A 26,065-nucleotide genomic window follows, 5' to 3' on the forward strand; every position below is an offset into this window, starting at 1 on the left:
GGTTGCGAAAAGCGTCGCTCACGCGATCACGGCCCGATCCCGATCGCGCCGACGAGCCCGTCGAAGGGCCCGCTGGTGCTCCCGGTGAACCCGATCGCGAGCCGATCGTAGCGGCCCGACGCGATGCTCGTGTCGACACCGCGCGTGTCGTCGACGCCGCCCATCACGAGCCGCGCGCTCTCCGCGTCCCACGACGCCTCGACGTCGAACGCGCGACCGTCGACGTCCACCATGCTCGGGATGAGCCAGCGGATCACGTCGTCCTGCGAGGCCGCGAAGATCACGCTGCCGGGGATCGTCACGTAGAGGTTGATCTGATCGCCCGGGCTCGCGCCCTCGCTGATGTTGAGCATCGCCTGGTCGTGCAGGCGCGCGACCGGCGCGGTCAGGGCGCGCGCGCGGATGCGGCCCGACGTCGCGCTCGGCACGTTGTCGGTCGCCGCGAACACGAGCTCGTCGTCGCCGTGCACGTCGAAGACGAGGCTGCTCGGTGAGATCCGATTGCCCTCGCGCTGCAGGCCCGCGACCTCGAAGAGCGTCGAGTCGTCGCCGACGAATTCGGTGCTCCCGCCGACCACCGCGACGATCTCCGCGCGATGCTGCCCATCCGCGAGATCACGTGCGACGAGCGCGACGCGCGTCACGCCCGCGCCCCAGTCGTCGAGCTGCACCTCGATCGCGGGGTCGTTCGAGACGACGAGCTGCGCGTCGAGATCCACACGCGCCACACCCGCGCCCTCGATGCTCGCCTCGACCATGCCCGCGCCGGCCGCACGCGCGAAGAACGAGAACGTCGTGGTGCCGCCGTGCTCGAGCACCACCGCGACACCGTGGCGGCCGCTCACCGGCGCGCCGCGCACCGCGCCCATCGGGACGACCTCGCCGATCGATCGCGCCTCGTCGACGTGCACCACGCTCGCGCCGATCGTCTCGAACGCGATCGGATCGAACGGAACGTACGTACCGCGCCGCGCGCGCGCCTCGGCGAGATAGCCGCAGAAGATCTCGCCTGCGGCATCGGGGCGGCACGCGATGCGCGGCCAGTCCTCGCCGACGAGGTGCAAGCGTCGCGCGCCCGCGTCCTCGACGAGATCGACGAAGGCCTCGCCCTCGCGCGCCATCACGATCGGGAGCGGGCCTCCACCGGCCAGCGAAGGGAGCACGCCGGTGAGCGCAGCGAAGCGCTCGCGCAGCGCGCCCGCCTCGAGCACCGCGTCGCCGAGCGGCACGATCGCGAGCCACGCGACGCGCGCGCTCCCCGCGCCTCCCACCACGATCGCGTGGGGCTCCTCGCGCCCGCCGGGCATCGCGATCGCGTCGGTCGCGACGCCGTTCACGTGCACCACCGACGCGCGATCGTCGTGGAGCTCGAACACGACGTGGTACCAGGCGCCCTCGACGAGCGGTCGCGTCGCGATCACGAGCTCGCCGTGCTGCAGCGTGAGCACGCGCTCCGCGTCGCTGCGCACGACGATCGATCGCGACGCGCTCTCCGCGCGCAGCACCTCGCTCGATGCGGCCGCGCGCAACACCAGCTCGATCACGAGATCGCTCGCGCCGACCCGCGCCAGCGTGCCTTCGCTGGTGAACGCGGGATCGATCGCCACAGCGCGCGTCGCGTCGGTGAACGGCCCACGACGCGCCACGATCGCGCCTTCGCTCACCAACGACCCGCCGGTGCGCGCGGGCCATCGCGTGCTCGTCGCGTCCTCGCCGCGCAAGAGCAGCGCGGGCGCGCGGCTGGTGGTGCCCGCGGTCCACCCATCGCCCCACACGCCGGTCCCCGAGCGCCCGAGCGGCAGCTCGAAGCGCCCGCGACAATCGGTGCCCGCCGGGCAGTACCGAGCGGGCGGAAGGCCTTGCTCGCCGATCACGTAGGGCCCTTCCGAGCACGCGATCGACGTCACGAGCGCCAGCGCGAGCGAGGCTCTTCGCAGCAATCGCGACGAGTGTGCGCGAGCGGCCTCGCCGCGCCAAGCGACAGATCAGAACGAGAGACCGAGCTCGCGCTTGTATCGCTCGAACGTCCGGCGTCCCGCCTCGAGCCGCATCAGCGCGCCCTCTGCGATCCACCGCCCGAGGCGCGCGTCCTTCGCGACCAGCGGCTTGATCACGTCGCGATCCCAGCGCTCCGAGTGCTTGCGATCGATCACCGCGTGCAGCGCGTAGTAGCGACGCGCCGCGCCGCTGAGACCGAGCCGCGCGAGCCCGCGCTCGACGAGCACGCAGCGACCCGGCGCCGTCAGCTCCACCGCGCCGAGCGCACCGACCGAGTGGTACGCGTAGCGCCGGTTGTACGCGAGGCCCATCAGCAGGTTCCCGAGCGCGATCGACTCCCACACGATCGGGTGCTTCACCGGGTCGAGCTCGAGCTCCTGCGCGAGACGGCCGAGCATCGGGCCGTGCATCCCGTCCTCGTGCCCGACGCCCATCTCGTCCCAGTAGTTGCGCGCGAGCTCGAGCTTCGGCGTGACGTCCATCTTGCGCTGCGTGAGCGCGACGAGATCGTCGAAGCCCGCTTCGCCCGCGAGCTCCTGCTCGAGGAACCAGCGCATCGACGGAAGGTCGGCGTCGTTCGCGAGCCAGTCGAAGAGCGGATCGTGCTGGCCCGGGCCCGACTCCTCGAGCGACTCGAACCACGCGACGAACTCGTCGGCGTTCGTCGGCGCCTGTCGCGCGCGCTCGGCGATCACCGCGCGCTCGCGCTGCAGGAAGCGCTCTTCGATTTCGGCGAGGCGATGATCGCGCTCGAAGAAGGGCGGCGTGTCGGGCGTCGCGGGGCGCAGGCGCCGCGCGTTCAGCTCCGAGAGCAGCTTGTGGAGCGCATCGGGCGAGAGCTCGTCGCGGCTCGTACGAGCGTCGGCGGAGGTCTCGCGTCGGTGCTCGGTGACGTGCATGAGCGCCACGAGTCAGCAAGCTCGATGCCGCCGCGAAATCGCGGAGAAACTCGCGCGAACCGAGGCACATCGCCCCGCCATGCGCGCCGTGCGCGGGCATGGAAGCTGATGGAGCGCGTCGCATGCAGCGCTTCTTCGTCAGCGACGTCCACGACGCGAGCGCGCCTCCGGACGACCCGCGCGCCGCGTACTGCGTCGCCTGGAAGATCAACCCGCACATGCAGGTGGGCAGCACCTCGCTCGATCGCGCGCGCGTCCAGCACGACTCGCTGGTGCGCGCCCTCGTCGCGAGCGGGGCAGACGTGCGACGACACCCGTTCGTGCGCGGCTGTTTCGATTGTGTGTTCGCGAAGGACAACGCCGTCCTCGCACGTACTGCGCGTGGCCGCCGCGCGCTCTTGTGCCGTCCGCGCCACGCCGTGCGCGCGCGCGAGCAGGCTGCGCGCGCCCAGTCGCTGGCGCGCCACGGCTACCACGTCGATCGCGCGCGCCATCACCTCGAGGGCGGCGACGTCGTGCGCGCGGGCGGGGCGCTGGTGCTCGGCCACGGGTTCCGCAGCGAGCCGGGCGCGGCGCGCGAGCTCGCGGCGTGGAGCGGGCTCGAGGTGCTCGCGCTCGAGCTCGTCGACGCGCACCTCTATCACCTCGACACCGCGCTCGCGGCGCTGCCCGACGGGACGGTGCTGGTGTGCCCCGACGCGCTCGCGCCGGCGAGCCTCCGCGCGCTGCATCGATGGCGGCGCGCGCGGCGCGTGATCGAGGTCGCGCGCGACGAGGCGCTGCGCTTCGGGCTCAACCTCGTGACGATCGGCCGGCGCGTGATCCTCTCGAAGGGCGCGCCGGGCGTGGAGCGGGCGCTCGCGTCGCTCGGGTACGAGCCGCTCTCGCTGGAGCTCGACGAATTCCATCGCGCGGGCGGCAGCGCCGCGTGCCTCGTCGCCGAGGAGCATCGCTTCGAGGCCGCGCGCTCCTCCGACGCCGCGTGATCACGGCGCGGCGCGGCGCCACGCGAGCCACGCCGGCACGAGCCCGAGCCAGAAGCCCGACACCGGCATCAGCACGATCCCGAGCGCGCACAGCGCGGCGAGGCCGACCGCGAACGAGCGCGGCAGCGCGATGCCGCGCCGTTCGATCGAGCGCGCGAGCGCGCCGGCGAGCGCGAGCGCGAAGCCGAAGAGCAGGAACCACGCGATCGAGACCCGCGCGAAGTCGCCCTCGACCGCGTCGAGCACGCCTCCGCGCGCGATGTCCAGCAGCGGCGCGGCGCCCAGCACGACGCCGACGATCTGGTGGACCGCGGAGATCGCGAGGAGCAGACCGCCGACGGTGACGCGGGGTGGAGCAGCGACGTTCGTTCCGTACGGTAGCGTATGGTCCATACGGTGGCGTATGGATCCACCCGAGCGCGATGTCGAGCAGCAGGACGATCCTCGGGAAGCAGCAGTGGGCGGAGGCGGCGCTCCGGGCGGTCGCGCGGGGTGGCATCGCCGCGGTCGCGGTCGAGCCGCTCGCGCGCGAGCTCGGCGTGACGAAGGGCAGCTTCTACTGGCACTTCGAGAACGTCGACGCGCTGGTGCGCGAGACGATCGCGCACTGGGAAGAGCTCGCGACGACGCGGGTGATCGAGGAGCTCGAGCGGATCGACGATCCCGCCGAGCGCCTCCGCACGCTGCTCCGCGTCGCGCTCGATCGCACCGAGCACCTCCAGGCCGAGGCCGCGATCGCTGCCGCGGCAGGCTCCGGCGATGCGCGCGTGCAGCCCGGCTACGCGCGGGTGAGCGAGCGACGTCTCGCCTACGTCGAGCGGTCGATGCGCGAGCTCGGGCTGCGCGGCGCCGATGCGAAGCAGCGCGCGTTCGCGCTCTTCGCGCTCTACGTCGGCACGGCGAGCCTGGTGGGAGCGGGCGTCGGACCGATCGAGAGCGAGCGCGCGCTGCGCGCCTACGTGCGCGGGGTCTCGGCGCTGCTCCTGCCCTGAGTTATCCGCTCGTATCGTCGGCGCGCCTGGGTTCTCAGCCTGGCCCTCGTGAAAACAAGGCAAATCGCGTGGCACTCTCCGTGCGTAGCGTCCAGGCATCATGACGACGACGAGCGACGAGCCTCGCTTCTTGACCCTCGAGACCCCCGGCGTGCCGGTGAAGGCGTGGATCGACGGGGTCCCGATCGAGAAGGACGCGGAGCTCCAGCTCCGCAAGACCGCGATGCTGCCGTTCGTGCACTCGCACCTCGCGGTGATGCCCGACGTGCACGTCGGTGTCGGCGCGACGGTCGGCACCGTGATCCCGACCAAGGGCGCGATCGTGCCCGCCGCGGTCGGCGTCGACATCGGCTGCGGGATGATCGCGACCCGCACCTCGCTCGTCGCGAGCGATCTGCCGGACTCGCTCTCGAACGTGCGCAGCGCGATCGAGAAGGCGGTGCCTCACGGCCGCGCGGACTTCACGAGCGGCACCAAGGGCCTTCCGTCGAACAACGCGAAGGTGTGGCGCGACGTGCTCGAGCCGCGCTGGAAGACGATCGCGAAGAAGCACCCGAAGATCGCGAAGGGCTCCACCGCGGAGCAGCTCGGCACGCTCGGCGGCGGAAACCACTTCGTCGAGATCTGCCTCGACGAGTCGCAGCGCGTGTGGATCGTCCTGCACTCCGGCTCGCGCGGCGTGGGCAACCGCACCGGGAAGTACTTCATCGAGATCGCGCGCAGGGAGATGGAGCGCCTCGAGGTGCGCCTTCCCGACTACGACCTCGCGTACCTCGAGGAGGGCACCGGGCACTTCGAGGACTATCGCGAGGCGGTCGGCTGGGCGCAGGACTACGCCGCGTGGAACCGCCGCTTGATGATGGAGGCGACCCTTCGTGCGCTGAAGCAGAGCGGCGAGATCGCGAAGAACTTCACGTGCGACGAGGACGCGGTGAACTGCCACCACAACTACGTCGCGCGCGAGGAGCACTTCGGCGCGGAGGTGTGGGTCACGCGCAAGGGCGCGGTGCGCGCGGGGCTCGGTGAGCTCGGCATCATCCCGGGCTCGATGGGCGCCAAGAGCTTCATCGTGCGCGGCAAGGGCAACCCCGAGTCGTTCTGCTCGTGCAGCCACGGTGCGGGTCGCAAGATGAGCCGCAGCGCGGCGAAGCGCGCGTTCACGGTCGACGATCACCGCCGCGCGACCGAGGGCGTCGAGTGCCGCAAGGACGATGGCGTCATCGACGAGACGCCGATGGCCTACAAGGACATCGACGCGGTGATGGCGGCGCAGAGCGATCTCGTCGAGATCGTGCACACGCTGAAGCAGGTCGTCTGCGTGAAGGGCTGATCGTCAGAGCCAGCGACAGCCCTGCTGCGACTCGCACGTCGTGCGCGTGGCGAGCGATCCGCACGAGGTCGCCTCACCACCGCACGTCGTGCCCTCGAGCGCGCAGCCGCCCTGCATCGCGCACGTCGCTTCGTTCAGCGCGGAGCACGGGGTCGCGCGACCACCGCACCCCGAGGGCGGCGGGCCCGAGTCGACGCGCGTCGTGCTTCCGGCGTCGGGCATCGGCGCGGGCGCGTCGTCGTCGCCGCACGCGACGAGCAGCGTGATCGCGAGCGCGAGGAGTGTGCTTCTCATCGTCGCGAGCATAAAACGACGCGAGGCCGGTGACCCGAAGGTCACCGGCCTCGTCGTGTGTGGAGATCGCGAGAGCGATCAGTTCGGCGTGAAGCGCATCGCGGAGCCCGCGATGGCGCGCGTCGCATCGCCGCCGATGACGACGCCCGGCGTCGGCGCCTCGAGGCCGATCGCGGTCGGCCGCGCTTCCGCGCCGTGACCGGGGCCGTACACGAACTCGATCGCGCCGCTCTGGAGCAGGATGGCCTGCATCTCGATCGTCTCGATCGGGATGATCGGCGGGAAGCCGAAGGTCTCGCCCGACCACTGGATGATCGTCTCGGCCGCCGCCTGCCGCACACAGACGCGCGTGACGAGGTCGCCCGCGAACGGCGCGACCACCGCGCTCGGTGCGCTCGTCGCGCCCAACGTGATCCTCGAGTTGCCGGCGTACGTTCCGTCGAACGTGATCCAGCCGTTCGTCGAAACGACCATCTCGGTCACCTCTTCGCCGAAGTACTGGAAGCCCGTGAACGTGCTGAGCGCGATCGCGTCGGTCAGCGCGTCGTCCTCGTCGAGAACGGTCGTCTCGTCGGTGCAGATGTCCGCGAACGTGCGGGTCGACTCGCCGACGCTGTAGGGCGGCAGCACGTTCGTGATCTCGATGTCGAGCACGTCACCCTCGGACGCGATGATCGCGTACGCGAGCCAGCCCGACGACGGGACGACGCTCTCGAGCGTCTCGACGCCGCCTTCGCCCGTCGCGTCCGCGACCTCGACGGCGTCGTCCTCGCGCGAGAGCTGCGCGATCGCGACGTCGGCGGTGCCGGCGCCCGTGACCTCGACGGTCACGGTGCCCGCGGCGGGCGCGCGCACGAGGTAGTAGAGCAGCTCGCTCGCGGGAACGGTCACGTCCGCGCGGGTCTCGGTCGTGCCCGTCGTGAAGGTGATGTCCTCGCGCACGCGCTCGCGGAACGTGAGCGCCGCGGTCTCGTCGCCGTCGAAGCCGGCGGCGTCGCGCACGGCGACCAGCACCTGACCGGGCTGGCTCGGAAGCCAGATGCGCGCGAGCGACGTCGTCTCCGTCGCCTCTTCGATCGGCGACACGAAGCCGTCGAAATCGACGAGCGCGAGCGAGCCCTCCTCGTCGCGCGCGAAGATCTGCACGTCGGCCTCGGTGAACCCGGCACCCGTGAGATCACCGAGCTCGAGCTCGCCCCACTCGACACCCGCGGTCTCGATCGTCGCGAACGCCCAGCCGTCGGCGAGCGTCAGCGTCGCCGGCGTGCCCGCGGCGGCCGCGGTCGGGACGATGCGCTCGGCCGCGAACGTCACGTCGTACGTGTCGCCCGCAGTGCCCTCGGGATTGTAGACGCGGACGATGTTGCGGCCGGTCTGGGTGAGCTGGATCCAGGTCTCCGAATCCGCGCACGGCGCGCCGATGCTGCACGTCTGCGCGAGGAACAGCGTCACGTCGGAGTTGATCGCCTCGATCGCGATCGGCGTCTCGCCCGCGTGCGTTAGGTGCACGATCTCGCCGGCCGCGCCCTCGAAGAACAGGTACGAGTACTGCTCGTTGCGGTGCGTGATCGTGACGTCGCCGTTTGCCTCGCCGTTCGCGGTGACGATCAGCGTGTGCTCGACGGGCTCGATGGCGTAGTTGTAGGAGTGGTCGACGACGATGGTCACCGCCTCGCCCGACTCGACGACCTCCGAGAAGCCCTGCACGCCGGGGCTGAGCGCAGTCGCCGCGTGGACGTCGCCATCCTCCTGGATGACGATCGCGGGCTGGGCCGACGCGCTCGGCGCCTCGAGCAGCGCGTCGAAGAACGTCTTCTCCGTCGCGGCGATGCGGAAGAACTGCGGATCACCGAGCGTGCCCATGCGCGTGCCGGGCTCGATCGTCGTCGGCGCGGGCGTCTCGAGCGCCTCGACCGACACGAAGTAGCAGGTGTCCTCGCCGCCGACCGGGCGGGCGAAAGCGGGGCCCTCGTCGGCGAGCGCGTCGAGCGCGAGCGAGCGGCTGTCGAGCACCGAGATGATGTACGTGCCCGCCGTCGGCAGCCAGATCTGGCGCTGCGCGCTGTCGTTCGTGAGGTCGATGCCGAGGCGGTACCAACCGCCGAGCGACTCGGCCGTGCCGAACACGAGGAACGCGGCGCTGAGGCCGTTCAGCCCTTCGGCGCGCACGTCGTAGAGGCCAGGCGCGGTCACCTGGAAGGCGAAGGTGTCGACGTCGACGTCGGCGACGTCGTCCTCGTCGAAGTCGGCGGGCGTGATGCAGCCGCCGAGCGTGCGCGTCTCGCCGGTCGCGGGCGTCTCGAAGAGCGTCGGATCGCCCTCGAAGAACAGCGCGTCGTTGGGCTCCGCGCCCTCGCTGACGTCGGGCGTGAGCGAGTCGTCGTACGCGACGCACTCGCCCTCGACGAGCACGGTGCCCTCGGCGCACGCGCTGGGATCGAGCACGCACGTACCGCTCGTCGCATCGAAAGTCGTGTTGCCCGTGCAGATCACGCTGCCATCGGGCACGCACTCGCCATCGCGCGGGACGGTGCCCGTCGCGCACTGCACGTCGGCCACGCACTCGCCGGTCTCCTCGTCGAGCGTCGTGCCTTCGCCACAGGTGATCGTGGACGCGGGCACGCATGTGTCGCCCATCGCGACGGTGCCCTCGCCGCACTCCTTGCCACCGCAGCCGATCAGCGCGCTCGACGCGCCGAGGAGGGCGGCGATCGCCCAAACAACTCTGCCTCTCATACAACCTCCCGAACGGGTTCGCGCAGGAGAGGCTCCCGATGGCGCGACGAAGCGCGCGCCCACCCCCGCGCAAGAAAGCGGCCTTCGTAGCGCGGCGGAGGATGTCGCACAACGTACTCTCAGTACTCACCCGAGCAAGTGCTCGGAATCGCCGGAAGAAACGGCGACTGCTTGCGGTGCACACCGAACACGCACGCGGTGGGCGTCGCGACGTTTGCGCGTGTCGACGCTTTCCGATCCGCTGCGTTCGAATCGACGAAACGCCCTGCTGCACGCGCCGATGAGCGTTGCCGCCGCGCGGCTCCGCAGGCCCGTCACGACGCATCGTGCCGGGGCCGTCGGTGTCCGCGCGCGTCAACTCTCGAAGGAGCGGGAACAATGCAGCGGGTCGAGTGGAGAAGACGAGCAGCGTGCATCGTCGCGTGCGTCGCGGCGCTCGTCGGCGGGTGTGCGACAGGAGCGTCGTCGAGTGAGCCCGACGCGGGCGCAATCGCGAGCGGCGACGCGAGCGCGACGGATCTCGGCACGAACGGAGGTCGTTCGTTCGAGCCCGTCCGCGGCGGCTTCGCGGTGGTCGACGGAACGACGATGCTGGAGGTGCGTGACGGCACGGTCTCGTTGCGTCCTGTCGGCGAGGACGAGGCGGCGCTGCTGCTGGGAGCGACGCGCATCGAGGGGCTGCACGGCGACATCGCGCGCTTGACGACGCAGGATCCGCAGCGCGTCGAATGGGAGCACGGCGGCTGGGTCGAGCGCTTCGACATCGTGCCGGATGGGCTCGAGCAGACGTGGGTGCTGCGAGACGAGAGCGCATCGGGCTCGTCGGTCCACGTCGAAGTGCCGCTCGAGAGCGGGACGCGAGTGCTCGGAACGTCTGATTCGGAGATCTGGCTCGCCAACGATCAGCACGTGGTGCGCTACGGCGCACTTCACGCGTTCGACGCGGCGGGGCGCACGCTGCCCGCCGTGATGAGCGCGAGCGCCGATCATCTGAGCATCGATGTCGACGCGAGTGATGCCGTGTACCCGGTGACAATCGATCCGCTGATCGCAATCGTCGGCGAGGTGCTCGCGCCCGCAGTGGCAGGCGGCAATGGCTCGACGTTCGGCGCCTCCGTGGCCGTCAGCGCGGGTCGCATCGCCGTCGGCGATCCTGGGTTCGAGCTTCGGACCACGCAGCCCGGAGGCTTCGTCCATCTCTATCAGCGAGATGCGCGGCGGATTCTGGGTGAATGCTCCGGCATCGCACTCCCGAGCAGCAGCGGGATCGTTGCGGGCGATCAGCTCGGGCACGCCGTGGCGCTCGAGAGCGACCTGCTCGTCGTGAGCACGCCGCGGGCGGGAGGCGGACGCGGCGGTGTGTGGGTCATCGATCTGTCGGGAGGGTTCGCGCCGGCGGAACGAGCGGCCGGTGAGGCCGTCGCGGCCGCGTGCTCCTATGTGCCGAACCGGTTCGTGCTCCTCAAGACTCCGGTCGGAGTGCGCGGGTTCGGTCGTCGCGTCGCGATCTCGGGCCGGCGCGTCGCGGTGAGCAGCGACACCGGCAGCGCCGTGTGGACGTTCGCGGCGAGCGATGGCCGTTGGCAGCCGGAGGCGACGCTCGCGGCGCCCGCGGGCGCCGGCGACTTCGGCGCGTCGCTGTCCCTGCACGACGGTGTCCTGGCGGTCGGTGCGCCGACGACTGCGGGCGGTGGGAGTGCGTACGTGTTCACGCACGACGGGACCAACTGGAGCGCTCCTGTCCGGATTGCTTCTGTTGCAGGGGATTCGAGCACTGGACGCGCGGTCGCGGTGGCGTCTCGCGATGTCTGGGTATCGAGCGTCCGGAGCGGCGTGCCCGTGATGGGCCTGTATCGCATGAAGCCGGTGGGGCTCGGCCGAGTCGCGGAGCTGAGTGGCGTCGCGCAGGGTGCCGTGGCGTCGGCGAGCGCGAGCGCAGGGATGATGATCGCGGGCGCGCCGAGCGCGAGCAGCGGCGAGCTCCTCGGAAATCGTACGGTGAACGTTCCGAGCGCGGCCGTGCAGCTCGGATCCGCTGTCGCGACGGATGGCGAGCTCGCCGTGGTGTCGTACCGGACGACCGGAAGCGCGCGTATCACCGGTTCGAGCACGACCGTCGGACGGGTGCTTCTGATGCGCGTGCTGAGCGACCGCGGTGACAGCTGCGGCAGCGCATCGACGTGTGCATCCGGGTTCTGTGTCGATGGTGTCTGTTGCGAGAGCGCCTGTGGTGGCGGCGCGAATGACTGTCAGGCGTGCAGCGTGGCGGGCGGTGGAACGCGCAATGGCTCTTGCACCGCGCTGAGCGCGACTGCCGCGCCGCAGGTCGAGTGTCGAGAGGCGGTCGCGTCGTGCGATGCGCCCGAGATGTGCGTGGCCGGCTCGACGGTGTGTCCGTCGGATCGTTATGTCGCAGCGGGCGCTATCTGCGGAGCGGCAGATTCCGGCGAAAGCCTGGCGTGCGGTGGCGACCGTGCGGCGTGCCCGGGCGAGCTGGCACCGGTGGACGACGAGACGGTCGCGCGATTCGGCGAAATGATGGGCGCCGAGGACCAAGCAGTGGATGCGCTCGTCGCGTTCAACCAGCAGATGAACTCGCTGACGCGCGAGCAGCGCAGTCGCGTGTGGTGCCGGAATGCACGGATCTTCGAGCGCCGTGCACCGCTCGTCCTGCTCGCGCTGCAGCAGAGTGGTGCGAGCGCTGAGGAAATCGACCATGCGCGCACGACGATTCATGACTCCGCGGAACAAATCTGCGCCGGTCGCGAGCCCGAGAGCGCGATGCGGGCACTCGGCGTCTTGAGCATGGCGGCCAATCGGCGGATGACGAGTGGCAGCGCGCTCGACGGTCGCGACGACGTCTTCCTCGGAAGTCTCGCTGCTCTCCGCGATGAGTTCGGCGAGCTCTGCATGGCGGACGCAATGCCGCGAACGCTCGAAGCGTACGCGGGGATGTCCGATGCGCAGTTCGACAGGGAGCTCGACACTCTGGCGTTGGGGAGATGCGCCAGCCGTGGCCCGGCAGGCGGCCACTTCGAGATCGTCGCGCCGCGGACGTACGGAGACTGCGTCCGCGACGCCATGCGGGCGAGCGCCACGCGCAGCGTCGAGTCGTGCAATAGCCCGGTCGCCGGTGGAGGCTCGGACGATCCCCCGGAAGACGACGGTGAAGGCGATGGGGGCGACGGCGAAGGCGACGACGCCGAGGAGCCGCATCCGGCACCGAATCCGCCGCCCATGACGCCGAATCCGGCGCTCGACGAGCAGAACCGACGCGAGGCCGAGACGGCCGTCGGCGAGATGGTCGTCGGAGTCGTGCTCATGGTGGGAGGTGCGGCCGTCATTTTCGTGGGCGCGGCAGTGGCCGGCGGGACCCTCGGCGGGGGCACGCCCGTCGCACTGGGGCTCGGAGCCGCTGGCCTCTCGCTCGCTAGCATGGGTCTCGGTATCGCCCGCGGCGGAATCGATCGCCGCGAGGGCGCGCGGCGAGACTGGGCCGAGCGAAACGGCACGACGCCTCCGTTCCTGTGCCCTACGATGCGCTCTCCCGCGGGTTTCCTGTCGTTCGCGGCATCTCGCCCTGGCGACGGCTCAGGATCGTCCGGCAGACGGATGTCGGTGCTGGATGCGATGCGGGCCTGTGCCTGCGAAAACAATCCGCTGGACGCCATTCTCGCGGGGCTCCCGGGACCGTTCGGCGGAAACAGTTGTGAGCTCGGTGCGCGATTGCGGTGCCTCCGGGAGGAGGACGACGACGTCGCGACTCCGATGGATCCTGAATGCGCTCGCCTGCTGGGAGAGGACAATCAGGAATCCCTCTCGTCGCAGCTGCAGCAGTGCGGGATCATCAGCTGTGGGACGGACTCGTGGGTGACTCCGGATTGTCGCTGTGAGTCGATGAGCGGCGGCGGTCTGGGTGGCGGGTTCGACGCCTGCGAGCACGTGCTCTGTCCCGAAGGGACGGTGCCGCGGCCCAATGGGTACTCGTGCGCATGCACGCCGCCCGATGAGCACGTCGGTCCGTCGATTCCCGGTGTGGAGTGCATTCCCGGCTTCCCGTGCGCGGGTGGCGGCGGAGGAACTCCGCCGACCCCTCCTTTTCCCTGACATGAACTGAGCGAGGGCGATCCCGCGCTGTACGCATCGCCCTCGTGTCCATCTCTCCAGACCTGATTCGCGCCACGTCGGGACACCTCATGACGGCAGACAATCACGACGAGCCCGCGACGCTCGACGCGCGCGTCTTGCAGCTCGAGCGCGCGATCGCAGCGCGCAGGCAGCGCATTGCGTCGCTGGTGGGGACGCTCGACGCGCGGCAGCGCTCGCTGGCGGAGCGCATTCGTCCGGAGGTCGTGGTGGCACTTCCACCGCTCGACGTGGAGCGCGCGCGGGTCGAGGTGATGCGCGCGCTGCACGAGGAGCTCGGGCTGCTCGGCGCGGTGACGATCGAGGGCGGCACGATGCAGTGGAGGCCGCTGCATCGAGTGCTCGGGGCGCGCATCGGGCTCGAGGTGGATCTCGAGACGGGAGCGCAGGGCGCGACGCTGCGGATGCGCGATACGCCCTTCGCGGGTGTCTCGCCGACGGCGTACGTCGCGGCGACGATGTTCGCGACGATCCCCGTGACGGCCGTCGCGGTCATGTTGGTCCGCGACGCGCGCGCGCTCCCGACGAGCGCGGTGCTCGCCCTCACGATGTTGACGATCGCGGCGTCGCTCGTGCCGCTTCTCTCGTGGAGCAAGCGGCGTACGCGCGCCGCGCTGCAGCGATTCGCGGAGCGGGTCGCGGCGCAATTGCCGCGGAAGACCGCGCTGCGCGTGCGGGTGAGCGAGGACGCGGATCTCGAGAACGACCATGTGATCGAGAAGGAGGTCGCTCGTGGTCTACCGTGACGGCATCGAGCTGCGGCGCGAGCACGTACGACGGCTCGAAGCAGAGCTCGCGCGGCTGGACGAGGATCTCGCTGCGCTCGCGCGCGCCACGCGCGAGGGCGCGTGGTGGGAGCGACTGCTCGGTGGACCGCGCGCGGTGGAGCGCGTCATCGAGCTCGAAGGGGAGCGCAGCGACGACGAGCTCGCGGCGGTCTGCGAGCGCGTGTATCGCGTGAACGGTCGCGTGGAGCGCGACGGCGACGTGTGGATCTGGAGAGGCGAGCCGGATCCGCGGCCACGGCGCGTGGAGGTTCGCGCCGAGCGCGTCGAAGGACGCACCCGCGTGACGACGCGTGACGGCGGCGCTCCGCGCGCGCAGTACTTCTCGCTGCTCGCGCACGTGATCGTGGCCGTGGCGTCATTCGACTCTCGGTTTCTGGACATCGCGCTCTTCTGGGTCGTGTCGGCGGTCGGGCTCGGCGGGCTCATGCGGCGTCACACGATGCGCGTGGCGCGTCGCAAAGTGCTCGATGCGCGCGAGCTCGTCCGCGCGCTCGAGGTGGAGACCACGAGCACGACGGCGGTGCGGATCGACGACCACGAAGAGCACTCGCTCGAGGTGGAGCCGGTGATCGCGAGGGCGTCGCGATGACGCGCGAGCTCGATCATCACGCGGAAGTGCGTCGCGTCGCGGGTCGGCCGGGGCCCGATGCGCTCGCACGGCTCGAGCGTGTGTTCGCCGAGCGTAGGAAGTCGGTGCCCTCCGCGACGCGCATCGGAGAGGCGTTCGGCGTCGGAGATACACGCTTCTCGGTGCTGGTCGTGCCGGGCAACGACGAGACGGAGATCCGCGTCGCAGGATCGAAGCGCGAGCAGCGGTTGTCCTCCGTCGCCGCGGTCGTGGCGGGCTTCGGCGCCTTCGTGTGCGGCTCGCTGCTGAGCATCGAGCTCGAGCTCGAGCGCGTGCCGACCATCTTCGAGATCTCGCTCGCCGCGGCCGCGGTGCCGAGCGTCGTCACGTTCTTCGTCGCTCGATGGATCTCACACCGGCGCGGCGCGCAGACGCGCGCGCTCGCGGACGCGCTCGTCGACGTCCTCGTCGATCGCGCGCCCGCGGTGCGGGTCGACGTCACGGAAGATGAAGAAGCGCTCGCGCGATCGACAGATAGATCAGAAGACCTACGACGTCGCTCAGCGACGCGATGAACGGGGTCGAGCTCACCGCGGGGTCGAGCCCGACCCGCTGGATCACCAGCGGCAAGAGCGACCCGAGCAGGCTGCCCACCGTGACCACCGACACGATGCTGATCGCGACCACGAGCGCGAGCGGCACGCCCGGTCCCTCGGCGGTGAAGAACGCGCGCCCGAACCCCAGCACGCCCACCACGAGCCCCAGGCAGAGCCCGACCGCGAGCTCACGCGACGCGACCTTCAGCCAGTCCGCCGGGCGCACCTCTTCGACCGCGAGCGCGCGAATCACCAGCGTCGCGCTCTGCGATCCCGCGTTGCCGCCGGTCGAGATGATCAGCGGGATGAACATCGCGAGCACGATCGCGCGCTGCAGCTCGTCGGCGAACCCTTCCATCACGTTCGCGGTGAGGAACCCGCCGAGGAAGAGCACGACGAGCCACGTCACGCGGCTGCGCCAGTACGCGAGGAACCCGGTGCCGAAGTACGTGTCCTCGATCGGCGTGACCGCGCCCATTCGCTGCGCGTCCTCGGTCGCTTCCTCGATGACGACGTCGACCACGTCGTCGACGGTGATGACACCGAGCATCACGCCCTGCTGATCGACGACCGGCAGCGCCTGGAAGTCGTACTTCGCGATCGTACGCGCGACCTCTTCCTGCTCGTCCATGTCGTGCACGCGCACGACGTTCTCGGTCATCACGTCCGCGAGCGTCTGGCCGGGATCCGCGAGGATCAGATCGCGCAGCGAGACGACGCCCTGGAGCTTGTCGCCGAAGGCGAGCACGTACACGTAGTAGACGTTCTCGACCTCTTCCTCGCGCGAGAGCCGACGAACCTCCTCGATCGCCTGCCAGACCTTCGTGTCGGGCGCGAGCCCCACGAAGCCGGTGGTCATGATGCCGCCGGCCGTGTGCTCCGGATACGCGGCGAGCTCGCGCGTCTCCTCGGCGACCTCGGGGTCGACCTGGTCGAGGACCTCGAGCAGCGTCTTCTGCAGATCGAGCTCGAGCGTCTGCACCACGTCGGCGCGATCGTCGGGCTCCATCTCGACGAGGATCGTCGCGGCCTCTTCGGGCTTGAGCTTCTCGAGGATGTCGGCGCGCCGCTCGTCGGGGATGCGCTCGAGCACGGTCGCGGCGAGCTCGTCGGGCAGCGCGCGCATCAGCGCGACGACGTCGTCGAGCGGGAGGTCCTCCGCGATCTCCGCGATGTCCTCCTCGTGGAATTCGTCGAGCGCGTCACGTAGCGCCTCGGGCTCCTGCTCGAGCGTCTGCCGCAGGTCGGGGCCGAGGAGCGTGGAGAGGCGCATACGCGCCGGACTTTACTCTCGACGCGGCGCTCTTGCCCTCCGCGTCGAGCCCGGATACGAGGGAGCCCGATGCAGATCCGGACTCTCGGTCGGACCTCGGTGCGCGTGTCCGAGATCGCCCTCGGGACGTGGGGGCTCGCGAGCGGCGCGTACGGCGAGAAGGCCGAGCCGTCGCGCTTCGAGTCGGTCGTGAAAGCAGCGTGGGACGCGGGCGTGACGACGTTCGACGTCGCGCCGCTCTGGGGCGACGGCGAGAGCGAGTGGCGCACCGCCGCCGCGCTCGGCGATCACCTGAAGGACGCGGTCCTCGTCACGCGCACCGGGCAGGCGAAGATGGGCGATCGCCTGAGCGGTCGCTTCGAGTCGCAGCAGATCATCGACGACGTCGAGGCCTCGCTGAAGCGCCTCGGGCGCGAGACGATCGACGTCGTGCTGCTGCACAACCCGCCGATGAAGGTGCTGCAGTCGGACCTCTATCGGAAGGGCGTCGATCACCTGCTCGCGAGCGGCAAGGTGCGCGCGTGGGGCGCGAGCGTGGTGACCGCGGAGGAAGGTCGCGCCGCGCTCGAGGTCGGCGCGCAGGCGATCGGCATCGCGCACCACGCGCTCGACCCGCACGTGCTGCACGATCTCACGTCGACGATGAAGCACTACGGGGCCGCGGGCATCGCGCGCTCGCCGCTCTGCTACGGCCTGCTCGCGGGTCGGTGGACGAGCGAGACGAAGTTCGGCGAGCACGATCACCGCAGCCGCCGGTGGGACGCGACGAGCTTCGCCGAGCGACTGCGTCAGGTGGAAGAGCTGCGCTTCCTCGTGAGAGACGACGTGCCGGACCTCGCCACCGCGGCGATGCGGTTCGTGCTCTCGAGCCCGTTCGTCGCGACCGCGTGCGTGGGCGCGCGCAGCGTCGAGCAGATCACGAGCGCGGCCGGCGCGTCGCGCGAGAAGCCGCTCCTGCCGCCCGAGGATCTGAAGCGCGTCGCGTCGGTGTGGAACGGCGGCGCGGGCGTGTTCGGCGGCGGCATCGCGAAGAAGTGAGAGGACCCGAAGGATCCTTCGGGTTCGTGGGCGCTCGCCAGTATACGCACGATTCGCGAGGATACGCGTTCGAACCGCGGTTCGTGGTGGCAGGTGGCGCGCATGACGTGCTCCCGTATACACGCGCGCTTGCTCGGAGGTCCTCGCTCGGGCACGCTGTGCGCGCTTTGGCCGACGTCTTCGCGTACCTCGACTACCGCGCGTTCCTGCGCGACGTGTACGCCGAGAAGAAGGCGCTCGGGCGAGGCTTCTCGTTCCGCGCGTTCTCGCGGCTCGCGGGGCTGCGCTCGCCGAATTACCTGAAGCTCGTGATCGACGGAGAGCGCAACCTCTCGGACCAGATGGCGCCGCGCTTCGCGACCGCGCTCGGTCTGCGCGACGACGCCGCGCGCTACTTCGTCGATCTCGTCGCGTTCAACCAGGCGAAGGACGCGGCCGCGCGCAACGCCGCGTATACGCGGCTCACCGGGTTCCGTCGGTATCGCAGCGCGCACCGGCTCGAGCTCGCGCACGCGGCCTATCACTCGACCTGGTACCTGCCCGCGATCCGCGAGCTCGCCGCGCGCTGTGACTTCGAGGCGGAGCCCGAGTGGATCGCGCCGCGCCTGCGCCCGCCGATCTCGAAGGACGAGGCGAAGAGCGCGCTCGCGACGCTCTTCGAGCTCGGCCTGCTCGTCACCGGCGAAGACGGCCGCGTGAGCCAGGGCGAGGCGCTGGTGTCGACGGGCCCCGAGACGCGCGGGCACCACATCGGCAACTACCATCGCATGATGATGTCGCGCGCCGCGGCCTCGATCGACGACGTGCCCGCGGCCGAGCGCGACGTCAGCTCGCTCACGCTCTGCGTCGGCGGCAAGGGCCTCGCGGAGATCAAGGATCGGATCCAGAAGTTCCGCCGCGAGCTGCTCGAGCTCTCGACGCGGGAGAGCGATCCGCGCGAGGTGGTGCAGATCAATTTCCAGCTCTTCCCGCTGACGAAGGCGGAGAAGACGCCGGCGAGAAAGGCGAAGGCTCCGCGATGATGCGGCGTGCGAAGCTGGCACTCGTGACGGCGGCGCTCGCGCTCGGCGCAGCACCGTCGTGCGGTGGCACCGAGACCGGCAATCCGCCGTTCGCGCCCGACATGGGCGGCGGAGGCTACGATCCGATGGGTCTCTCGCCGGATCCCGCGGTCGAGTCCGCGCTGATCTCCGTCGAGGAAGCGAAGCTCGAGGACTGCGAGGGCGCGCAGGTGCCGCTGCTGCGGCGCGCGGTGCTCGACGCGGTGGGCGGGCAGCTGCGGGTGCTCGAGCCGCTCGAGGTCCCGGCGGGCCTGTACTGCGCGATCGAGCTGTCGATCGCGGCCTGCGAAGATCCCGATCGCTGCCGCACCATCTTCGCGCCGTACGCGGTGTCGATCGACGGGACGCGGCGCGCCGACGGTGCGTCGATCGAGGTCCGCGACGCGACGCGCTTCGTGGTGCGTCTCGAGGGCTCGTTCGACGTGACGCCCGACGCAGGCGGTCTGCTCCTCGCGGTCGATCGCACGCTGCTCACGTCGGGCCTCTCGCTCTCGTCGATCCCCGCGGTGGACGGCGTCGTGCTCGTCGACGAGACGACGAACGCGGATCGACTGCCCGCGCTGCGCGCCGGACTGCAGAGCGCGATGACGCTGCGCCGCGACCTCGACGGCGACGCGACGCTCGACCCCGAAGAGATCATGGCCGCGCCGCTCGCGCAGCCGCCCGAGTGATCGTCAGGGCAGGCCCATCACGGTCACGGGCGTGAGCTGATCGGTGGAGGTGCCGTCGCCGAGACGGCCGCTCGCGCCGCTGCCCCAGCACTTGGCGGCGCCGTCCTCGCGCACCGCGCACGTGTGCGACGCGCCGGCCGCGACCGCGACCGCATCGTCGAGGAGGAGGACGACGCGCGGCGCGCCGCCGTCGCGCGTACCGTCTCCGAGCTGGCCGCTCTCGTTCGCGCCCCAGCACCGCGCGGTGCCGTCGGCGAGGCGCACGCACGCGTGATCGTCGCCGGCGGCGATCCAGCCCGCGGTCGTGATGTCGGGCACGAGATCCGGGTAGGCGCGATCGAACGTGCCGCCGTCTCCGAGCTGGCCCACCTCCCCCGCGCCCCAGCAGCCCGCGCGGCCATCGGTCGCGACCGCGCAGGTGAACTCGGCGCCGAGCGCGATCCCGCGCGCGACGGAGATCCCGAGCACCGCGGTGGGCGCGAGCCGCTGCGTCGTGGTGCCGTCGCCGAGCTGACCGCGCGCGTTCGCGCCCCAGCACGCGATCTCGCCCGAGCTGCGCACCGCGCAGGTGTGCGCGTCGCCCGCGTCGAGATCGAACACGTCGGCGAGGCCCGCGACGTTGGTGGGCGCGGAGCGATCACCGGCGCTGCCGATCCCGAGCTGACCGCGATCGTTGCGGCCCCAGCACGCGACCGTGCCGTCACTGCGGCGGGCGCACGAGTGGGCATCGCCGAGCGCGACCTGTACGGCGCCCACGATGTTTCGGACGAGGACGGGCACGACCTGATCGCTCCCTGCGCCGGAGTTGCCGAGCTGGCGGAATTCGTTGTCGCCCCAGCACAGCACCTCGCCGGTCTGCCGCACCGCGCACGCGTGGCGCGCACCGGCAGCGAGATCGATCGCGTCGGTGATCCCGGTGACGAGCATCGCGGTCGCGCTCGCGCCCGCGCTGCCGTTGCCGAGCTGACCGCTCTCGTCGGCGCCCCAGCACGCGACGCGTCCATCGCCGATGCGCGCGCACGCGAACGCATCGCCGGCGACGACCTCGGCGACGTCGCTCGGCGACACGCAGCTCCCCGCGTCGCACGACGTGCCGGCCTCGCACGTCACGCCGCACGCGCCGCACGACTCCTCGCGCGAGAGATCGGTCTCGCATCCCGGCGTCGCGGTGCAGTCGCCGAACCCCGGCTCGCATGCGCCCATCGTGCACGTGCCGGTCGCGCAGGACGCGGTCGCGTGCTCGAACCCGCACGGAGTGTGGCACGCGCCGCAGTCGTCGAGCGTGCGCAGGCTCGTCTCGCAGCCGTCGGCGGCGTCGAGGTCGCAGTCGGCCCAGGCGTCCTGGCACGACACGATCTCGCACGCGCCCTCCACGCACGCCGGCGTGGTGTGCTCGGTGACGCACGGCGCGTTGCACGCGCCGCACGCCGCGACGGTCGAGACGTCGGTCTCGCAGTCGTGACGGTCGGAGTCGCAGTCGGCGCGCCCCGTCGCGCACGCGTACACGCACGCGCCGGCGATGCACTGGCTGAGCACACCGGTGCGGAGCTCGCAGGGCTGATCGCAGCCACCGCAGTGCGACACGCTGGTCGCGAGGTCGACGCAGCTCGAGCCGCACTGCGCGCGATCGGACGCGCACGACTCGGTGCACACGAACGTGCCGTCACCTCCGTCGAGGCAGAGCGGGGTCGGCTCGGCACAGGCGACGTCGCATGCGCCGCAGCTCGTCACGTCGCCGAGATCGGTCTCGCATCCGTTCGCGACCGCGAGGTCGCAGTCGGCCGCGCCCGAGACGCACGTGAGCACGCACGCGCCCGAGACGCACTCGACGGTCGCGCGCGCGGGCGTGCCGCACACGTCGGGCCCTTCGTCGACGCGCTCGTCGTCGTCGTCGTCGAGCGCGTTGCACGGATCGCTCGACGCGCCGGCGTCGGCGACGGGAACGCATCGATCGCGCGCCTCGTCGCAGACCCAACCCACGGTGCACGGACAACGACGGTCCGCGAGGTCGATCGGCGCGAGCACACATCCCGCGAGCACGATCGACCAGACCCCTGCTCGGAAGCTCCCCCGCACCGCGCCGAGCATGAGCGCCGGTGCGCGCGGCCCAACGCCGCGGCGCGGGGTCGTCCCGCCGCGGAGCGCCGATGCGCGCCATCACGACGCGGACGTCGATCACTCGCGGCCGAGCTTCTTCTTCAGCGCGGCGAGTTCGTCCTCGACGTCGCGATCGCGCTGCTCCTGCTCGGCCTCGCGCGCCTTCGCGCGAGCCGCGCGTTCCGCCTCGAGCGCGGCGCGCTGCTTCGCGAGCGCCTTCGGATCCGGCGCGTCGAGCGCGGCGAGCGCTGCGACCGCCTCGTCGGAATCGGCGTCGAGGATCTCTCCGCACTCGGTGCACCCGAACGCACGATCCTTCGAGGTCCAGAGATCGATCATCACGTACGCGGTGTACGTGCGCTCGAGCTCGACCTCGACGAAGACGCGCGGCTTCTCGCAGTGCGGGCAGCGCACCGTGATCGCACGCGCACCCGCGATCCTCTTGGCGCGCTTCTTCTGGCCGAAGAGGAAGAACACGTCAGGTGATGAGCCCGGCCTCGCGCGCGATCGCGCTCACCACCGGGAGCACCTTCTCGAAGCCCTTGCGGTTGCACGCGAGGATGCCGCGGTGGTTCTTGAGCTCGCCGGTGCCGTACTGGATCTGACGCCCCTCGAGGTCGGTGAACGTGCCGCCCGCGGCGCGAAGGATCGCCTCGGGGGCGCACGCGTCCCACGCGCTCGTCTTGCCCGAGAGGTGCACGTAGAGGTCGGCCTTGCGCTCGGCGATCAGGCCGACCTTGAGGCCGACCGAGCCACTCACCGCTTCCTGCGTGATGCCGAGCCGCTGCACGAGCGCGTCGGTCGACTTCGAGCGGTGCGAGCGCGAGACGACGAGGCGCATCTGCGACGGATCGGCGATGTCGCTCGGGCGCAGCACGTACGTCTTGTCGCCCTGCTCGAGGAACGCGCCGTCGCCGACGACGCCGCGCCAGAGCTTGCCGGTCGTCGGCTGGTACACGACGCCGAGCTGCGCGTCGCCGTCGATCGCGAGGCCGATCATCACGCTGAACTCGCCGTTCTTCGCGATGAACTCCTTGGTGCCGTCGAGCGGATCGACGAACCAGCAGCGACCGCTGCTCTGCTTGCCCTCGGTCGCGCTCTCCTCGGCGACGACGAGGTCGGTCGGGAACGACTCGTGGAGGCGCGCGGTGAGGAACGCGTTGACGCGGCGATCGGCCTCGGTGACCGGGTCCGACTCGCCCTTCATCTCGACGCCGAAATCGGTGGCGTAGATCTCGAGGAGGATGCGTCCCGCCTCCCGCGCCAGCTTCACCGCTTCGACGAGCTCGCGATCCAACATTCCGCTGCGGAACGTAGCTGGGACGGGGCTGCGACGTCCAGTAGACGCGTGGGTGGCTGGTGCTGGACGTCGCGATCGGTCTCGCGCTCAGAGCTGCGTCAGGCCGCCGTCGACCGCGAGCTCCGAGCCGAGCACGAACGACGAGTCGGTCGACGCGAGGAAGAGCGTCGCGCGCGCGACCTCGTCGGCGGTGCCGAGGCGCTTCATCGGTACCGCGTCGCTCATGCTCTGCTTCATCACCGCGATCACGTCGGCGTCGGCGCCGGTCTTGCCGAAGATCGGCGTCTCGATCGGGCCGGGGCTGATCGCGTTGACGCGGATGCCGCGCGGCGCGAGCTCGGTCGAGAGGGTGCGCGCGAGCGAGCGCAGTCCCGCCTTCGAGAGCGCGTAGATCGTCGCGTTCGCGGGGCCACGCACGCCGGCGACCGACGTGTTGAGCACGACCGACGCGCCGTCGCGGAGGATCGGCGCGAAGCGCTGCACCGTGAAGAACGCGCCCTTGAGGTTCACGCCGACGAGCTCGTCGAAGAAGCGCTCGTCGACGGCTTCGAAGGGGCGGAACTTCGCGATGCCCGCGTTCACGAAGAGCACGTCGACGCGGCCGTGACGCGCCCGGACGTGCTCGACGAGACGATCGACGTCGGCGAGCGACGACTGGTCCGCAGCGAGCACGTCGGCGCGCGGCAGCTCGCGGCGTGCGCTCTCGATCGCGGCCGCGTCGCGGCCGGTGAGCACGAGCGACGCGCCCTCTGCGTCGAAGAGCTTCGCGGTCGCCAGGCCGATCCCAGTGGTGCCTCCGGTGATGACGGCGACCTTGTTCGCGAGCTTGGTCATGTTGCGATCTCCTGTTCTTGACTGGTCGTTCCAGAATGAGGCGCACGAACGACGCGCGGCGCGGGCCGAGCGTCGTCGAGGGAGTCAGGCGATGCGCGCGAGCGCGTCGTCGAGGATGTCGGCGAGCATGCGCGCGTCGCCGGTCGGGCGCGTGACGAGCCGGAGCCCGCTCACCGTCGCGACGAGGCCGCGCGCCTTGGCGCGGAGGTTCTGGTCGGGCCGGATCTCGCCCGCTTCTTCGGCTCGCTCGAGCAGCGTGCGGATGGTCTTCTCGAGCACCTTCGCGCCGCGCGCGATGCACTGCTGCACGGCCTCGTCGTCGACGCACGCATCGGCGGCGGCATCGGTGAGCATGCATCCCGGCTGCGCGGGATCGCCGATCGTCTTCGCGAGGTTGCGGAGGAGCGCGACGAGCGCGGCGCGCGGGCTGCCGGGCGCATCGAGCGCGTCGCGCAGCAGCTGCGCGCGCTGCGTCGCGTAGAGGTCCAGCGCGGCGAGATAGAGCGCGCGCTTGTCGCCGAACGTGTCGTAGAGGCTCTGCTTGCCGACCCCGCTGGCGCGAACGATGTCGTCCATCGACGTCGCGTCGTACCCGCGCTGCCAGAAGACGTTCATGACCGTCTCCAGCGCCTGATCGCGATCGAATGCCTTGGGGCGAGCCACGATGTTCCTGATATGGGCGTTCTGGACTGTGTGGTCAAGAAGTTTTGGAATGGTCAGTCTAGAACGCGGGCCGGCTGGCGCCCTGCTGGTAAGGCCTCGGCATGCGGATTCGGAACATCTCTTTGGGTGGGCGGGGGTCACGACCGAGTCGCGCTGTTCGCGCGCCTCGGACGTTCGCGCGTGGCAGCGCGCTTCGCGCGACTGCGGATCGATTGGTCTCGGTCAGCATGATGGGCGGCGTCGAGAACGGGCTCGTCCGCGCGCCTTCGGCATATCAGTCTCGGATCACTTCCACCGTCGACTCCCCGCTCTCCATCCCCGAGGGCAGCCCCATCTCGCGCGCTTCGCAGAACGCCACGAAGTGCCTCATCGACTCCGGCTCTCGAGCGTTCGCCGCGCATGCTCGATACGCGCGGCGCGCGGTCTCGAGCCACGGTCGCGCTTGGCTCTCCAGCGAGTCGCGATAGACGTCGAGGATCTCCGGCTCGTCCTCGAGATCGTCGGGCATCGGACGCCTGCGCAGCACACGCAGCACGTCCTCGTAGAGCAGCCCGACCAGCGCGCCCGCGAGGATGCGCTGTCGATGCTGCTCCTCCGCCGCCGCGTCGAGCTCGGTGCGTGCAGCCTCGATCGCGGCCGTCTTGCGCTCGAGCCACTCGCGCAGCGCGCCCTCGCTCCACTCGGTCAGATCGAGCGCCGCGCGGCTCCGCGCCGGCTCGGGCGCCGCGATGTCGAGCGCGTCGCGCGCGAGCTCCATCGCGCGGCGCATGCGCGGGCTCAGCTCCTCGTCGACGACGTCGGGATCGGGCATCGACGCCATGCTCGGCGGGCCCGAAGGCCGCCCCGCGAAGAGCTCGCCCTCGCGCATCCGCGGACCACCGCACGCGATCGAGAGCACCACCGCGAGCACCACGAGCAGCGACGAGCAGCGCATGCGATCGCAGTGTCGTTCAGAACGCGAGCTGGAGCGACACGCCGACGCCACCCGGGCCCGGCACCGACGGGCTCACCGCGAGGCGCGGCCCCGGCGCCGACGCGACCGGCGCGTCGCTCTCGCAGCCCGCATCGGCGTGACGCGCTGCGTACGTGCGCCACGCGTCGATCGCGCCCGTCGGATGCAAGAGCAGTCGACCTTGCCCGAGCACCACGCCGCCGCCCGCCAGCAAGAACGCGCCGCTCGTACGTCCGAGGAAGAGCAGTGTGAGGCTCGCCGCCTCCACGTAGAGCGCCGATGCGAGCGCCGAGAGCTCGCTGCGCACGAACCCCGAGGCCTCCGCGCTCTGCTGCAGCCTGCGCTCCGCCGCGCGCATCGCGTCGAGCCGCGCCTCCGGCGTGTCGCGCGGCAGACCGCGCACGAAGTCCCCCGCGCCGAGGATCGGCGGCGTCGTGATCGCCATCGTGATCAGGCCGAGCCCCGAGCTGATGGAGTTCACGATGAAGTCGGGGCGCGCGTCGTCGTCGGGCGTCGAGATCGCGAGCGTGAGCTGCACGCCCGTGAGCAAGCCGTGCAGCACGAGGAACCCGGTGAACCACCAGCGCGTGTCGCGCTCGGTCGGCGCGATCTGGCGCTCGATCCACGCGAGCCTGCGCTGCACCTCGGCGTCGCTCGGTGGATCCGCGGGGCACGCCGGTGGATCGGCACGCACGGCGCATGGATTCGTGAAACACAGCGCCGACGCGACGAGCGAGACGGCGAGCCCGGAAGCGATCGTACGCAAGCTCACGGGCGGGGAACGTACCCGATCTCGCCACAATTCGCGCGGATTTCGACGCGCTGCGTCGTTGCGAGCGATGC

The 26,065-nt window shown here is 71.0% G+C and carries 23 protein-coding genes; 10 read left to right on the plus strand and 13 right to left on the minus strand.

Annotation, left to right across the window (positions count from 1 at the left end; genetic code table 11):
• Window positions 1-26: 26 nt before the first annotated feature.
• Together DB32_RS40630 and DB32_RS40635 are read right to left on the minus strand one after the other, a co-directional pair.
• Window positions 27-1,940, minus strand: a complete 1,914-nt coding sequence (locus DB32_RS40630; RefSeq protein ID WP_053238038.1) for a hypothetical protein — start codon at window positions 1,938-1,940, stop codon at window positions 27-29.
• A 45-nt stretch (window positions 1,941-1,985) separates the two neighbouring features.
• Complete coding sequence (locus tag DB32_RS40635; RefSeq protein WP_053239123.1) at window positions 1,986-2,897, minus strand: iron-containing redox enzyme family protein; 912 nt, start codon at window positions 2,895-2,897, stop codon at window positions 1,986-1,988.
• A gap of 122 nt (window positions 2,898-3,019) precedes the next feature.
• Between DB32_RS40635 and DB32_RS40640 the strand changes: the two genes are divergently transcribed.
• Entirely contained in the window at window positions 3,020-3,883 is an 864-nt protein-coding gene (locus DB32_RS40640; protein ID WP_053238039.1) for a dimethylarginine dimethylaminohydrolase family protein, read from the plus strand.
• On the opposite strand, the gene DB32_RS40645 is transcribed toward DB32_RS40640, so the two are convergent.
• Complete coding sequence (locus DB32_RS40645; RefSeq protein WP_053238040.1) at window positions 3,884-4,276, minus strand: DUF6463 family protein; 393 nt, start codon at window positions 4,274-4,276, stop codon at window positions 3,884-3,886.
• Window positions 4,277-4,305: 29 nt separating this feature from the next.
• On the opposite strand from DB32_RS40645, the gene DB32_RS48865 reads away from it, so the two are divergent.
• A complete protein-coding gene (locus tag DB32_RS48865; protein ID WP_053238041.1) occupies window positions 4,306-4,875 on the plus strand; it encodes a TetR/AcrR family transcriptional regulator in 570 nt (189 codons plus the stop codon).
• A gap of 100 nt (window positions 4,876-4,975) precedes the next feature.
• Window positions 4,976-6,205, plus strand: a complete 1,230-nt coding sequence (locus DB32_RS40655) for an RtcB family protein (protein WP_053238042.1) — start codon at window positions 4,976-4,978, stop codon at window positions 6,203-6,205.
• Window positions 6,206-6,208: 3 nt separating this feature from the next.
• Here DB32_RS40655 and DB32_RS40660 read toward each other — a convergent pair whose 3' ends face one another.
• Together DB32_RS40660 and DB32_RS40665 are read right to left on the minus strand one after the other, a co-directional pair.
• Complete coding sequence (locus tag DB32_RS40660) at window positions 6,209-6,499, minus strand: hypothetical protein (protein WP_157070246.1); 291 nt, start codon at window positions 6,497-6,499, stop codon at window positions 6,209-6,211.
• A 78-nt stretch (window positions 6,500-6,577) separates the two neighbouring features.
• A complete protein-coding gene (locus tag DB32_RS40665) occupies window positions 6,578-9,298 on the minus strand; it encodes an EB domain-containing protein (protein WP_157070248.1) in 2,721 nt (906 codons plus the stop codon).
• Window positions 9,299-9,613: 315 nt separating this feature from the next.
• Here DB32_RS40665 and DB32_RS40670 point away from each other — a divergent pair, with 315 nt between their 5' ends.
• The 4 genes from DB32_RS40670 to DB32_RS44800 all read left to right on the plus strand — a co-directional run bounded on the left by DB32_RS40670 (window position 9,614) and on the right by DB32_RS44800 (window position 15,312).
• Window positions 9,614-13,342, plus strand: coding sequence for a hypothetical protein (locus tag DB32_RS40670; protein ID WP_053238045.1), 3,729 nt, complete (start codon window positions 9,614-9,616; stop codon window positions 13,340-13,342).
• Between the two features lie 89 nt (window positions 13,343-13,431).
• Window positions 13,432-14,127, plus strand: coding sequence for a hypothetical protein (locus DB32_RS40675; protein ID WP_053238046.1), 696 nt, complete (start codon window positions 13,432-13,434; stop codon window positions 14,125-14,127).
• Window positions 14,114-14,758, plus strand: a complete 645-nt coding sequence (locus tag DB32_RS40680) for a hypothetical protein (protein WP_053238047.1) — start codon at window positions 14,114-14,116, stop codon at window positions 14,756-14,758. The genes DB32_RS40675 and DB32_RS40680 overlap by 14 nt, the downstream gene beginning before the upstream one ends.
• Window positions 14,755-15,312 carry a hypothetical protein gene (locus DB32_RS44800; protein WP_075097746.1) on the plus strand — a complete coding sequence of 186 codons (558 nt, stop codon included), beginning with the start codon at window positions 14,755-14,757 and terminating at the stop codon, window positions 15,310-15,312. Before DB32_RS40680 ends, DB32_RS44800 begins: the two co-directional genes overlap by 4 nt.
• Here the strand turns inward: DB32_RS44800 and mgtE are convergent.
• Window positions 15,236-16,606, minus strand: coding sequence for a magnesium transporter (gene mgtE, locus DB32_RS40690; RefSeq protein WP_053238049.1), 1,371 nt, complete (start codon window positions 16,604-16,606; stop codon window positions 15,236-15,238). The genes DB32_RS44800 and mgtE overlap by 77 nt on opposite strands.
• A gap of 69 nt (window positions 16,607-16,675) precedes the next feature.
• Here mgtE and DB32_RS40695 point away from each other — a divergent pair, with 69 nt between their 5' ends.
• From DB32_RS40695 to DB32_RS40705, 3 genes are all read left to right on the plus strand, one after another.
• Window positions 16,676-17,644, plus strand: coding sequence for an aldo/keto reductase (locus tag DB32_RS40695; protein ID WP_053238050.1), 969 nt, complete (start codon window positions 16,676-16,678; stop codon window positions 17,642-17,644).
• A gap of 167 nt (window positions 17,645-17,811) precedes the next feature.
• Complete coding sequence (locus tag DB32_RS40700) at window positions 17,812-18,666, plus strand: TIGR02147 family protein (RefSeq protein WP_053238051.1); 855 nt, start codon at window positions 17,812-17,814, stop codon at window positions 18,664-18,666.
• Window positions 18,667-18,689: 23 nt separating this feature from the next.
• Window positions 18,690-19,376: a hypothetical protein gene (locus DB32_RS40705; protein ID WP_157070252.1), complete on the plus strand. Its 687-nt coding sequence runs from the start codon at window positions 18,690-18,692 to the stop codon at window positions 19,374-19,376.
• Window positions 19,377-19,379: 3 nt separating this feature from the next.
• Here DB32_RS40705 and DB32_RS40710 read toward each other — a convergent pair whose 3' ends face one another.
• The 7 genes from DB32_RS40710 to DB32_RS40740 form a co-directional block, all read right to left on the minus strand.
• A complete protein-coding gene (locus DB32_RS40710; protein ID WP_157070255.1) occupies window positions 19,380-21,452 on the minus strand; it encodes an RCC1 domain-containing protein in 2,073 nt (690 codons plus the stop codon).
• 99 nt (window positions 21,453-21,551) lie between these two features.
• Window positions 21,552-21,950, minus strand: coding sequence for a hypothetical protein (locus DB32_RS40715; protein ID WP_053238054.1), 399 nt, complete (start codon window positions 21,948-21,950; stop codon window positions 21,552-21,554).
• A 1-nt stretch (window position 21,951) separates the two neighbouring features.
• Window positions 21,952-22,773: a 3'(2'),5'-bisphosphate nucleotidase CysQ family protein gene (locus tag DB32_RS40720; protein WP_053238055.1), complete on the minus strand. Its 822-nt coding sequence runs from the start codon at window positions 22,771-22,773 to the stop codon at window positions 21,952-21,954.
• 87 nt (window positions 22,774-22,860) lie between these two features.
• A complete protein-coding gene (locus DB32_RS40725; RefSeq protein ID WP_053238056.1) occupies window positions 22,861-23,607 on the minus strand; it encodes an SDR family oxidoreductase in 747 nt (248 codons plus the stop codon).
• A gap of 84 nt (window positions 23,608-23,691) precedes the next feature.
• The gene (locus DB32_RS40730; RefSeq protein WP_053238057.1) at window positions 23,692-24,270 is read right to left on the minus strand and encodes a TetR/AcrR family transcriptional regulator; all 579 of its coding nucleotides are present in this window, start codon (window positions 24,268-24,270) and stop codon (window positions 23,692-23,694) included.
• Window positions 24,271-24,544: 274 nt separating this feature from the next.
• Window positions 24,545-25,204 (minus strand): hypothetical protein, encoded by a 660-nt coding sequence (locus DB32_RS40735; protein ID WP_053238058.1) that lies wholly within the window; start codon window positions 25,202-25,204, stop codon window positions 24,545-24,547.
• A gap of 16 nt (window positions 25,205-25,220) precedes the next feature.
• Window positions 25,221-25,916 carry a hypothetical protein gene (locus DB32_RS40740; RefSeq protein ID WP_157070257.1) on the minus strand — a complete coding sequence of 232 codons (696 nt, stop codon included), beginning with the start codon at window positions 25,914-25,916 and terminating at the stop codon, window positions 25,221-25,223.
• Window positions 25,917-26,065 lie beyond the last annotated feature (149 nt).

This window comes from Sandaracinus amylolyticus, assembly GCF_000737325.1.
GTDB classification, from domain to species: domain Bacteria; phylum Myxococcota_A; class Polyangia; order Polyangiales; family Sandaracinaceae; genus Sandaracinus; species Sandaracinus amylolyticus.

Excerpts from the sequence above, each read along its gene's own strand:
- DB32_RS40735 (WP_053238058.1), bottom strand. The coding sequence starts at position 25,204 with ATGCGCTGCTCGTCGCTGCTCGTGGTGCTCGCGGTGGTGCTCTCGATC.
- DB32_RS40675 (WP_053238046.1), top strand. The coding sequence starts at position 13,432 with ATGACGGCAGACAATCACGACGAGCCCGCGACGCTCGACGCGCGCGTC.
- DB32_RS40645 (WP_053238040.1), bottom strand. The coding sequence starts at position 4,276 with ATGGACCATACGCTACCGTACGGAACGAACGTCGCTGCTCCACCCCGC.
- mgtE (WP_053238049.1), bottom strand. The coding sequence starts at position 16,606 with ATGCGCCTCTCCACGCTCCTCGGCCCCGACCTGCGGCAGACGCTCGAG.
- DB32_RS40660 (WP_157070246.1), bottom strand. The coding sequence starts at position 6,499 with ATGAGAAGCACACTCCTCGCGCTCGCGATCACGCTGCTCGTCGCGTGC.
- DB32_RS44800 (WP_075097746.1), top strand. The coding sequence starts at position 14,755 with ATGACGCGCGAGCTCGATCATCACGCGGAAGTGCGTCGCGTCGCGGGT.
- DB32_RS40670 (WP_053238045.1), top strand. The coding sequence starts at position 9,614 with ATGCAGCGGGTCGAGTGGAGAAGACGAGCAGCGTGCATCGTCGCGTGC.
- DB32_RS40725 (WP_053238056.1), bottom strand. The coding sequence starts at position 23,607 with ATGACCAAGCTCGCGAACAAGGTCGCCGTCATCACCGGAGGCACCACT.
- DB32_RS40695 (WP_053238050.1), top strand. The coding sequence starts at position 16,676 with ATGCAGATCCGGACTCTCGGTCGGACCTCGGTGCGCGTGTCCGAGATC.
- DB32_RS40655 (WP_053238042.1), top strand. The coding sequence starts at position 4,976 with ATGACGACGACGAGCGACGAGCCTCGCTTCTTGACCCTCGAGACCCCC.
- DB32_RS48865 (WP_053238041.1), top strand. The coding sequence starts at position 4,306 with ATGTCGAGCAGCAGGACGATCCTCGGGAAGCAGCAGTGGGCGGAGGCG.
- DB32_RS40720 (WP_053238055.1), bottom strand. The coding sequence starts at position 22,773 with ATGTTGGATCGCGAGCTCGTCGAAGCGGTGAAGCTGGCGCGGGAGGCG.
- DB32_RS40640 (WP_053238039.1), top strand. The coding sequence starts at position 3,020 with ATGCAGCGCTTCTTCGTCAGCGACGTCCACGACGCGAGCGCGCCTCCG.
- DB32_RS40635 (WP_053239123.1), bottom strand. The coding sequence starts at position 2,897 with ATGCACGTCACCGAGCACCGACGCGAGACCTCCGCCGACGCTCGTACG.